2 protein-coding genes are annotated in these 12,711 nt (G+C 32.8%); both read left to right on the top strand.

Features of this window, described 5'->3' with window-relative positions:
• The first annotated feature begins 175 nt into the window (after positions 1-175).
• Positions 176-1,870 carry a hypothetical protein gene (locus tag Q0881_RS07075; protein WP_299158231.1) on the top strand — a complete coding sequence of 565 codons (1,695 nt, stop codon included), beginning with the start codon at positions 176-178 and terminating at the stop codon, positions 1,868-1,870.
• A 266-nt stretch (positions 1,871-2,136) separates the two neighbouring features.
• On the top strand, positions 2,137-12,708 hold the full coding sequence (locus tag Q0881_RS07070) for an MBG domain-containing protein (RefSeq protein ID WP_299158228.1): 10,572 nt from the start codon (positions 2,137-2,139) through the stop codon (positions 12,706-12,708).
• The last annotated feature ends 3 nt before the right edge of the window (positions 12,709-12,711 follow it).

Genomic DNA, 12,711 nt, shown 5'->3' with positions numbered 1-12,711 from the left:
TTTTATATATAATTATATGTTTTTTAGAAAGTTACCTGTTATATGTGTACTGTTCAATCTCTTGTTTGCTTCCTTAATTCAAGGGCAAACTCAAATTGATTCTCTTAAGAGAGTATTTAAAACTACAGAAAATAAAAATGAAAGGTTACAAATTTTAGATAAAATAACGAAGCAAATGATTCGAGAGAATCATAAAGAGTTAGTTACAACACTTAAAGATTATATGTTTTTAGCTAATGAATTGAAAGAATATGATTTATTAGCATCAAAATCACGTTTTCTGATTCAACAATATATTATGAAAGGAGAAAATCAAAAAGCATTACAATTATGTGATTCTATTCTTTTATTTAAACCATATTTTAAAAAACAAAAATCTGAAGCTTATATTATCTTAAAAAGAGGTGGCATTTATTTTTCTGAATTAGCTTATGATAAAGCTATAAAAGATTATAAAGAGTCTGCATCTTTATTTTTAAAATCTAAGGATTCAATTTTTGCTGCCGATGCATTTTTATTCTCAGGTCAAGCATATTCTAATACTGGTAAATTTGTAAAAGCAATTAATTCTTTTGAAAAGGCTAATTCTATATATGAACAATTGAAAGATTACACCTATATGTTTAGAACTGCCAAAGAATTGGATTTAATTTATAGAAGGAATGGGTTAAGAAAATTAGCCAATAAACAAATGCCTAAGTTAATATCAAAAGCAAAAAAGTACAAATCATATGGTACTTTACAATTTTTATATTTGTCTTTAAGTGAAGAAGCAATTAAAGATTTTAAACTAAAATTAGCTAATACATACTTAGATTCTTCAAAACAATATGAACGATTTATTTCAGATTTAGTAATTAGAAGCAATAATAAATTACAATCTAAAAAAATAGAACTTAGGCTATGGTTAAAACAAAATAATATTAAGGTTGCTGATTCTATATATGCACAACTTTTAAGTTTAGAAAAGAAAATTAAATACAAAAGATTAACTTTTTTAAATATTCCAGAAAAGGCAGCTTACTTACTTAGAAAAGGAGAAAGAAAAAAAGCATTAAAACTATTATTAGATTATAAAAACTATGCTATAGAAAATTCATTAAATAGTCTAAGTCTATTAGAAAGTGAAAGACTATTGTCAGCATTGTATGAAAAATACGGTGATTTTAAAAATGCTTTAAAACATAATACAAATTATTTAGAATTAAAAGATTCTATTAATAAAGCGTCATTAACAGGAGCTTTAGCATTTCATCAAACAAAATTTGAAACAGCTCAAAAGGAAAAAGAAATTTTGAAACAAGAAATAGCAATAAAGCAGTTTGAAAAAGAACAACAATTAGTAAAAAGTAAAAGAACTACAACACTGGTTATTTTATTTTCTATTATTTTAATAATATTCGGAATATGGTGGAGAGAAAAAAATAAAAGAATTCATTTAAAAAAAGAATTAAGAAGAAATAAAGATGAACTAATTGGTTTTACAAATCAGTTATTGTTAAAAAGAAAAGAGCAAGAGGAATTAAAACTTCAATTAGAAAAATTGAAAGTAAAAGTTGTAGAAAAAGAAACTATAAATTCAATTCAAGATTTAGTAACTTCAAAAATTTTAACAAAGGATGATTGGTATATTTTTAAAGAGAAATTTATAAGAGTGCATCCTAATTTTTTTATAGAAATAAATGGAAAAGGATATAAACTAACAAAATCTGAAGAAAGATTAGTTGCTCTTGAAAAATTAGGGTTAGATAATAACGAAATAGCAAATATGCTAGGGGTTTCTGTAGATAGTATTTTTATTAGTAGATATAGACTTCGAAAGAAAATATCTGCACCAAAAGAAATACCTTTAATTGAGTATTTAAGTTAAAAAAGAGAGCTATTTAGCTCTCTTTTTTAATGTCAAATATATAGTTAGTTGTTTTATTTGTTAAACGAGCTAACGTCTTGTTTATTAGTTGGTTTATTGTTTTTGTATAGGGTTTTGTATAGGTGTTAAAATAGGGTGTTAGAGTTTATAAGAATAGTTTTGACGAAATAATAAATAGGGTGTTTAAAAAATTAACTGTACAGCATGTATAAGACACCTTATAGACTTAATAATAACGAACAAAAAACTAAATTTAAAAGCCTCTTATGAAAAAAACTACGCTCTTTTATTATGTGATGTTTTTGTGTTTGATATCAACACAAGCATTTTCGCAATTTAATGAGGTTGAGAATAACAACAATATTAGTAATGTGTTGGCATCTTCTCAATCCCGTATTCACATGTCTGCCAATTATCAAGGAACTGTAACAAGTTCTGATTCTGATTTTTGGATTCTTTCAAGAAAAGAAAATCAATTAACTGATGTACTTGTATATTTTGATAGAACATGGGTTAATAGTAATCCAGATTTTAATTTTCGAGTTTGGGAATACCGTGGTGGAAATTGGGGAGTTACTCCAGTAAATATTGGTACACTTAGAACCTTAATGCAGCCATCGGGTATTTATAGTTATACTGTTAATTTACCGTATAGTAGTAATGTTAGTGGAGGTAATAGTAATAATTATTACGCAATTGAAATATTTACAGGAGTATCAAGTTTCAATTATAATTTTAATATTGGAGCTAGTACTGTAAACTCTTACTACTACTGTTACGACCTTAATACTGCGGCACCTACAGCTATACAAACAAACGATACAGATGTAACATTAAATAATTTAGGAGTAAATAGCTTTGATGATTTGTATTATATTGTTAAGTTTTCTTCTACGAATTCATTTACAGATTTTACAGATGCTTATATTCAAAATCAGGCATTACCAATTGAGGCAGTAAGCAATTCATATAACGGTTCAGGAGAACATGTGGTTTACGTGGGTACCGATAACGGGGCTTTACAAAGTGCCTTAACTATGACCAATTTGCAAAGAAATGCAACCTATTATTATAAAATATATACTTATAGTGATTGTAATGGATATATCAATTATAATAACACAATAGCTTCTGTTTCGGTAACAACTTGCCCCGGAACAGCTCCAAATATAGGATCTGTAAATTCGGTTACAGCTACATCACCAACAACGGCAACTATTAATACTTTAGGAAGACCAACAGGAGCAGATGCAGATACTGGATATATTGTAAAGTTTAGTGACACCAATAGTTTTACTGCACCTAGTGGAGCAACTTTACCAACTGCTTCTTTAGATTATACTGGTAAAACAGGAGAACAAGTGGTGTATACAGGAGTTGTAGGTAGTGGAGCAGGTACTACCGATGATATTAACCAAATTGTTTCAGGTTTACAAATTAATACAAACTATTATGTAAAAGTATATACCTACGATTTATGTGGAGGTACTATTAATTTTGATACCACAGGTTCGTCAGTAGTAACCACGAATTATGTTTGTGCCACACCCTCATCGGCAGTAACCAGTATAGTTGCAAACACAACTGGAGCAACGACGATGAATATAGCTTCATTTACACCACCTTCTAATACGTCTCAAGGTACATTATCGTATATAGTTAAAGTAAGTGATGTAGATTCATTTACTACACCAACATCAGTACCTAGTTCGCCAAATGCAGTATATAACACTGCTACTGGAGGAGAGCAAGTAATGTATGTGGGGAGCTCAGCTACTCCCAATATTTCCGTTTCAGGATTGGTTAGTAATGGTACGTATTATATAAAAGTATATGCCTATAATACCTGTGCAGGGAGTGAATATTTTGAAACAACAGGAAGTACTACAGTTTCTGTAACAACTTGTGGAGCACCTACAGGAAATTCAGAGTTAAATTCTTTTCGAACAGATTTACATTGGGAATATAGACTTTCACCAATTATTTCAAACGTGCCTGCAACTGCAGAAGGACAAGTAGTGAAAATTAATACAGTGAATACTTTTACTGATATTATGGGAGGTATAAATACATTACCAACTGCAAATACTAACTATTCAGGTTCGGGAGAACAAGTAGTTTTAGCAGGAGTATTTCCAGAAGGACAAGCTTTTACTACTTATGATTTGTTACCTAATACTCAATATTTCTTTAAGATTTATTCGTACACGGAATGTGCAGGAACCTATTACTTTTCGAATACTTCAGATGTTATTTCTACACATACTCCAGGAGTAACAGATAAATTATCATCTAATGCAGTAATCAATAATTTTACAGGAACAGCGTTCACATTAGCATCATTTACAGCGGCAGCAGCTGCCGATAATGGATTGGGAATACCTAAAGGGTATATTGTAAAAATGAATACCGTAAATAGTTTTACACCTCATAGTTTTAGAGGACCAACACCTACACCAGATGCAGATTATAAAGGAGGAGAACAGGTTGTGTACTTTGGAGCATCTACAAATCCAAATCAGGAAATTACAGGATTAACTCCAAATACTACCTATTATTTTACCATTTATGCTTATAATGATTCTGGAGCACCTTATTTTTTTAATAGCTATCAACAAACGGGATATGAGTTTTCTGTAGTTAATAATGGATCTTTACTTACACCAACGATTACGTTTGATGATGTAGCAGTGAATGCTGGTGGAGCTAATTTTAATTTGAATGCAACTTCTGATTCTAGTGGAGCAATTAGTTATAAAATTATAAGTGATGGAGGTACAGGAACTACTTTAAGTGGTACTAATAATGAGACAGTAACTGTAGGAAGTGCAGGAACAGTTATTATTGAAGCTTCTCAAGCGGCAACAGCAACACATCAAATTGCTTCTAAAACAATGACGTTGACTATAAATGCTCCGCAAGCAACTTTAGGAGGAGGTATTGTGTATGAAGTAAATTCTGGTCCAACAACTTTAGATATGACTACAGGTTTATCTTCTAATTCTACTGGAGCATATACCTTTGAAATTATAGGGCAAACATTAGGATACACCATCAATGGTAATTTATTAAATCTAAACAATGTTGCAGGTTCAATACTAATTAAAGTTACACAAGCTGCAGATGCAAATTATAGTGAAACGGTAGCCTATTATTCAACAATATTTTATAACGCTGGATTCTCTCCAAAAACTGACATAGCACATAATTTATTCGATTTTTCTTTAAATCCGGGGGAAAGTTATACCATAATAACAGCCCAAAACTTTTCTGGACAAGCTACAACCTATAGTATTGTTGATAATGGTGGAACTGGTTCTACATTAGTTGGAAATGTTTTTACGGCAGGAGGTGCAGGAACCGTAACTTTACGAGCTTTTACACCTGATAATTTCTTATATAATGCTACAACAACAGATGTAACTGTAACCGTAATTGGTACACCACAAACAATTACGTTTAATACATTAAGTAATGTTACCTATGGTGATGCTGCGTTTAATTTAACAGGAACAGCTTCTTCAGGTTTAGCAGTTACTTATACAAGTTCAGACCCAACAATTGCTTCAATTTCTGGTAGTACTGTTACTATTCATAAAGATGGAACGGTAAATATCACGGCTTCACAGGCTGGAAGTGGAGTGTATGATCCTGCTTCTAATGTAGTACAACCATTGACAGTAAATCCTATTACATTAGTTAATCAGAACGTAGCTTTAAATACAACAGGTTCTGGGCTATGTAGCACAACTGCAACAGTGTCTTTGGATAATTCACGAGCAAGTGTAAATTATTATTTAAGAAATAATAGCGATAATAGTATTATTGAAGGTCCAGTTGCTGGAACTGGAGGCGGAATTTCGTTTGCTTCAGAGGTTTTAATGGCGAATCGTACTTATAATGTCATAGCAGTACAAGGTAACCAAACTTTACCATCTGCTACCAATACATTGCAAATGACTAGTACACCAATAGTAAGTGTACAAACATTAGATGGAAAAACTGTAAACTTAACACAACCAGATGGAGGTTCGGCTGTTGTATCTGTAGCCAGTTCTCAATTAGGAATAAGTTATTATTTACAAGATAATACTACTAATGAAGTACTACAAGGTCCTTTAACAGGTACTGGTGTTGATCTTTCTTTTACTTCAGAAACAATAACAGCAGATAGAACTTATAAAGTAGTAGGGACTGATGCAATGGCTAATCATGGAGAGAGAGGTACATTACGTTTAGATAATGTAGATGATTATGTAAGTGTTCCGGCAATTAATTCTCATCTAAGTAATGTTCAACAGGCAACAATTGAAACTTGGGTGAAAATTCCAGCTTCAGATGCAACAGATGTAAACGCGTCAATTATTACTGCAGAAAGCTATGCAGGTTTTGGTATTGCATCAGTAGTGGTTCCTTTTTATATTAATATTTCAGGAGGAACTATTTTCGCAGGTCATTATGATGATGATGTTGATGATGGAGGTGCTTATAATACACCAGGGTATACGTATCCGGTTGATACATGGTTCCATGTAGCGGCTACAATGAACGGTGCTTCAATCAATTTTTATGTAAATGGAAACTTAATAGGTTCAACTGGAGCTTATTCTGGGTTTGAAATTTTTCAATTAACTTCAAATATTCGATTAGGGAGAAATTATGAAAGTACTTCAAACAGCACAAAGTTGTTTGGTGGAGATTTAGCACAAACAAGAATTTGGAATGGAATTCGTACAGAGTCAGACATTACATCTAATATGAATACTCAGTTTACAACTCTACAAGCAAACTTAGTATTAAACTATAACTATGATCAAACTTCTGGAGCAAGTGTAACGGATACATCTGGGAATTCAATTACAGGAACTTTACAAAATGGAGCAGGAGATGCAACCAATTGGGTAAAAGACTTATTTACCGATAGTGTTTGTGGATTTGTACCAATGAATAATACTGTAACAGCAGCGTTTACGGCACTACAAGATCAAGTAATTACTTTTAACGCAATAGCATCAAAAACCTATGGAGATGCAACATTTGATTTAGCGGCAACTACAGATTCTGGATTACCAGTGAGTTATGTAAGTTCAAATACCTCCGTAGCAACTATTTCAGGAAGTACAGTAACTATCGTAGGGGCTGGGAATACAAATATTACCGCGTCACAAGCAGGAGATGCAACGTATAATCCAGCTACCGATGTAGTACAAAATTTTAATGTATTAAAAAAAATGCTAACTATTTCTCCCCAAGATGCTACAGTTTCTTATGGAGTATTAGATTTACCAATTGATAATTCAACCGAGAATTATCCATTTAAGGTTACGGGGTTGGTAAATGGTGATATAGCAACCGATGTTGTGAAATTATTTACAGGAGGAGCTGATATATCAGATTTAACCATTGTAAATGCGTCAAATCCAGGACAGGCATTAGATGTAGGAATACATAATGGAGTTTTAGCATGGGCGACAGCTCCGATATTACAACTTTTGTCAACAAATTATGAGTATAATGCTCTAGGTACAGGGAATCTTACGATAAACGCTGCATCAGTTACAGTTACAGCAGAGGCAAAATCAAAAGATTATAATGGTAACATAGCTACCGATCCTACATTAACATATGCAGTAGATAGAAATAACTTACCAACAGGAACAGATGTAATAACGTATCCAGATCCATTCTCCTTTACAGGAGCATTAAGTAGAGTAGCAGGTCAAGATGCAGGAACATATGCGATAAATCAAGGTACTTTAAGTTTAGGAAGTAATTATGTAATAACTTTTAATAGTGCCGATTTTACCATTAACAAGGTGAATTTAACAGCTACTTCGGTTTCAGAAAAGATATATGGAGATGCTTTAAGTACCTTACCAATTCAGTATACAGGTTTTGTAAATGGAGAAAATGCCTCAGTTATAGATACACCACCAACTGCAATACCAGCAGTAACAATAGATGGAACAACACCGGCAGGTGGATCACACGTGGTGAATGTATCAGGAGGTTCAGATAATAATTATACAATTGTTACCAATAATGGAACGCTTACGGTTACAAAACGTATTTTAAGTGCAACTGTTGATAATAAAACAAAAGTATATGGTGAATCTAATCCAACGTTTACCATGCAATATTCAAATTTTGTTAATGGAGATAACGAGAGTAATATTACACAAAACATCACTTTAGGAGCTTATGAAGTTGGTTCTACATTGGTAAGTACAACCACAGGTGTAGGTGAATATGTAATCACTAATTTACCAGGTCAGTTTATAGCAGATAATTATCTTTTACAAATAACAAACTTAGGGGTAGCAAAGCTTACAATTACTAGAAAAGCGATTGAAGTAACTGCGGATGCTAAGTCAAAAGTATATGGAGATTCTGATCCAGCATTTACATACCAAATTACGAATGGAAGCTTAGTAGGAAGTGATGTTTTTACAGGAAGTTTATCTAGAATTACTGGAGAAGGTGTTGGAGTTTATATAATAAATAAAGGAAGTTTAGATACTGGAGCTAATTATGACTTAAGTTTCGTAGCTAATAATTTAACTATTGGAAAAAAGGCAATTGAAGTAACTGCAGATGCCAAGTCAAAAATATATGGAGATTCAAATCCTGTATTAACTTATAGAATTACTAATGGAAGTTTAGTAGGAAGTGATGCTTTTACAGGAAGCTTATCTAGAGAAACAGGAGAAACAGTATTCAATAGTTTACCATCAAACCCATTTTATGCAATTACTCAAGGTACATTAGTATTAAATGCAAATTATGATTTAACTTTTGTGGATTCTAAATTTAGAGTTACACCAAAAAATGTAAATTTCTCATTAGAAAATGCAAGTAAGGTTTATGGAGAAGTAGATCCTTTACCAGTATTAAATATTGTTGATGGTACAGCAATGGCTCATGATGATGTGCTTATATTGAAAAAAGCAGCTAGATCAGCTGGTGAAAATATAGGGGCATATGGTTATGGATTCTTAGGGATAGGGAACTTTGAATTTGAAATAACTTCTTCGCATAGTGCAGATGTAAATAACTATCAATTTAATTTTAGAAGTTATGGTTCACCTGAACTTACAATTGCGAAAAAAACTATTGAAATAACTGCAGATGCTAAAACGAAAGTATACGGAGAAGCAGATCCAACATTAACATATCAAGTTACTTCAGGAAGTTTAGTAGGAAGTGATGCCTTTACAGGTAGCTTATCTAGAGCTACAGGTCAAGCACAAGGAAATTATGGAATTACTCAAGGAACATTAGCTCTAAGTAATAACTATGATGTTACATTTGTTGGAGCTAATTTTTATATAGATTATCGTTTTATTCGAATTGTACCAACAGTAGCAGTACAGAAAACTTATGGAGATGCAGATCCAGCTAAATTAAACTTTCCTTTTACAATTACAGAAGGTTCGTTGGCATTCGATGATACAATTGAAGTATTTGGAACATTTAGAGATGCAGGAGAAAATGTAGGTAGCTATCAAATAAGAGGTTTATCATCAACGTTTACGTCAACAAACGGAGGGCAATCTTCGTACGCAATTACTTATACCAATGCAGGTTCGGTACGTTTACTTATTAATCAAAGAGCTATTGAGGTAACAGCAGATGCTAAGTTAAAAGAATATGGAAATTCTGACCCTGCTTTAACATACCAGATAACTAATGGAGCATTACAGTTTAGTGATGCTTTTACAGGGAGTTTAGAAAGAGTTTCTGGAGAAGCTTTAGGTAGTTACGCTATTAATAAGGGGGCGTTAACTGCAGGAAGCAATTATGCAATAACTTTTGTTGGAAATAACTTAACTATTGGGAAACGTACAGTTGAGGTTACAGCAGATACTAAGTCTAAAGAATATGGAGATGTAGATCCAGTATTTACTTATCAAATAACAAATGGAAGTTTAGCAGGAAGTGATGCATTTACAGGGAATTTGGAAAGAATTTTAGGAGAAGCAAGAGGAATATATGCAATTAATCAAGGTACTTTAGGTTTAAATGGAAATTACAATATTACTTATGTATCAAAAGGTTTAACTATAGAGAAGCGTTCAGTTGAGGTAACTGCTGATGCAAAGACAAAAATATATGGGGAAGTAGATCCAAGTTTAACATATCAAATTACAAATGGAAGTTTAGTAAGTGGAGATACATTTACAGGGTTGTTAACAAGAGTAGCTGGAGATAATATAGGTACGTATGCGATTAACCAAGGAAGCTTATCATTAAATTCAAACTATACGTTAACCTATGTTTCAGATGATTTAAGTATCACAACGAGAGCATTGACTGTAACGGCTAGTATGGGGCAGGTAAAAGTGTATGGAAGTATCGACCCTGTCTTTACCTATGTCCTTACTTCTGGAACTTTGGTTTCGGGTGATGCATTTACAGGTGCATTGGCTAGAACTCCCGGAGCAAATGCAGGGAACTATGCCATCAATCAAGGAACATTAACAGCCGGAAGTAATTATACCATTACTTTTAATGCCTTTGACTTTACAATTTTACCAAAACCACTTCTGGTAAACGGCAATGCTGGTCAAAGTAAAATTTATGGAAATACTGACCCGGTTCTTACCTATACACTTGCATCAGGTAGTTTGGAACTCGGAGACAACTTTACTGGGGTATTGACAAGAACAACCGGAGAAAACATAGGAAACTATACAATTAGTCAGGGGACGTTGACCGCAGGAGGAAATTATATTATTACGTTTACATCAAATGATTTTGAAATTTCCCAACGTGCTATCACAATTACGGCAGATGCAAAGAACAAAGTATACGGAGCAGCAGATCCAGCGTTGACGTATCAAATAAGTTCAGGAAGTTTAGTAAATAGTGATGCTTTTACAGGAGTGTTAACAAGAGTAACAGGCGAGAATGTAGGTACGTATGCGATCAATCAAGGAAGCTTAGCATTAAATTCAAACTATACGCTAACCTATGTTTTAGATGATTTAAGTATTACTGCAAGAGCAATTGAAGTAACGGCGGATGCAAAGAACAAAGTATACGGAGATGTAGACCCAAGTTTAACATACCAAATTACTAATGGAAGTATAGTAAGTGGAGATGTCTTTACAGGAAGTTTAACTAGAGTATTAGGAGAAACCGTAGGTGATTATGCAATTACTCAAGGAAGTTTAGCTTTAAATTCAAACTATACATTAACTTATGTAGTAGGAATATTTAGTATAACATCAGGGGTTAATCAAGTAATCTGGGATGGTAGTACCAATTCAGTATGGACAGAAGGAACTAACTGGAGTAATAATACTACACCATTAATAAGTAATAATGTTTTAATACCAAATGTAGCTACCACACCTAATGTAGTTTCAGGAGTTCAAACAAATGATTTAACAGTAGAATCATTATCATCATTTGATATTTCAGAAAACGGATCCGTAACTGTAGATGGAAACTTTACAAATGCTGGTACTTTTAAAATGATATCTACGGCAGTAAATAGTTCTAGTTTATTAGTAAAAGGAACCGCAAATGGTATGGTATCATACGAGCGAGGTGGTTTAATAGCTAACAAATGGAGTATTGTATCAGCGCCAGTATCAGGTCAGCGTATAAAAGATTTTGTAGAAAACCCAACAAATAACATTCGAATAAATAGTACAGTAACACCAAATAGATATGCAGTTGGTTATTATGATGATAGCCGTTCAACAGGAAATAAGTGGGTATATTATACTGTAGATGATTTAGCATCAAATACAATTACTTTTGAAAAAGGTAGGAGTTATGCAATTTCAAGAGCTACTAATGGTTCGGTTACTTTCACTGGATCTGTTGAAACAACTGATGCTACAAAAGCAGTAACAGCTTCAGAATGGAATGCTATAGGAAATCCATACACGGCATTTTTACCAATTAATGAGAATGGAGGTACGAACTTTATTAATGACAATTTAGCAAGTTTCGATCCAGCGTATGTAGGAACTTATGTTTGGGATAATGCTCAAAATAAATATGTAGCAAAGAGCTTAGTTAGTGGAGCTAGTTCATTAGTGCCAGGACAAGGATTCTTTGTGAAAACAACAACAGGAGCAGGGGCAATAAGCTTTAAGCAGGCACAGAGAATGACTCAACCAGTATCGGGAGGAGCTTTTAGCAAAGGAGGTAATATACCAACGATTGAGTTGTCTATAGCTTCTAAAGGAACAAGGGTTAATACAACGGTTAGTTATCGAGAAAATGTTACAAAAGGTTTAGATAGCGGATATGATGTAGGAAACTTTGATGGATCTCAGTTAGACATTTATACAAGATTATTAGACGGTTCTTCAGAAAAGAACTTTACGTATCAATCTTTACCAGTAGAAGGAAAGGAATCGTATATCATTCCAGTAGGAATTAAAGCTAAGGAAGGAACTTTAGTAACTATTTCTGCAAAAGGAATTGGATTAGAAGGAATGGATATATACTTAGAAGATAAAGAATTAGAAAAATTTATCAATTTAAATGAAGAGGATTATTCATTAACAATAGCAAAAGTTACAAATGGAGTTGGAAGATTTTACTTACATACCAAAGCGCAAGTTGAAATTCCAGAAGTAAGCTTAGCTGATATTAAACTATATAATGTAAACAATAAATTATTTGTAGAGGGAGTACAAGGCGAGCAGTTTAAACTTATAATGTATAACATTTCTGGAGCATTAGTTTATAAAGATACTTTTAAAGGAACAGGTAAAAACAATATTGATTTACCAGCTGTTGAGGTAGGAGTTTATATAGTAAGAGTTGTAACGAATGTTGGAACAAAAAGTAAGAAGATAATCCTTAAAAAGTAAACA

It is taken from the genome of uncultured Tenacibaculum sp. (assembly GCF_947494125.1).
Lineage (GTDB): Bacteria > Bacteroidota > Bacteroidia > Flavobacteriales > Flavobacteriaceae > Polaribacter.
Note: the sequence above shows the minus strand (reverse complement) of the source record. Positions and strands in the feature narration are given on the sequence as shown.

Excerpts from the sequence above, each read along its gene's own strand:
- Q0881_RS07075 (WP_299158231.1), top strand. The coding sequence starts at position 176 with ATGATTCGAGAGAATCATAAAGAGTTAGTTACAACACTTAAAGATTAT.
- Q0881_RS07070 (WP_299158228.1), top strand. The coding sequence starts at position 2,137 with ATGAAAAAAACTACGCTCTTTTATTATGTGATGTTTTTGTGTTTGATA.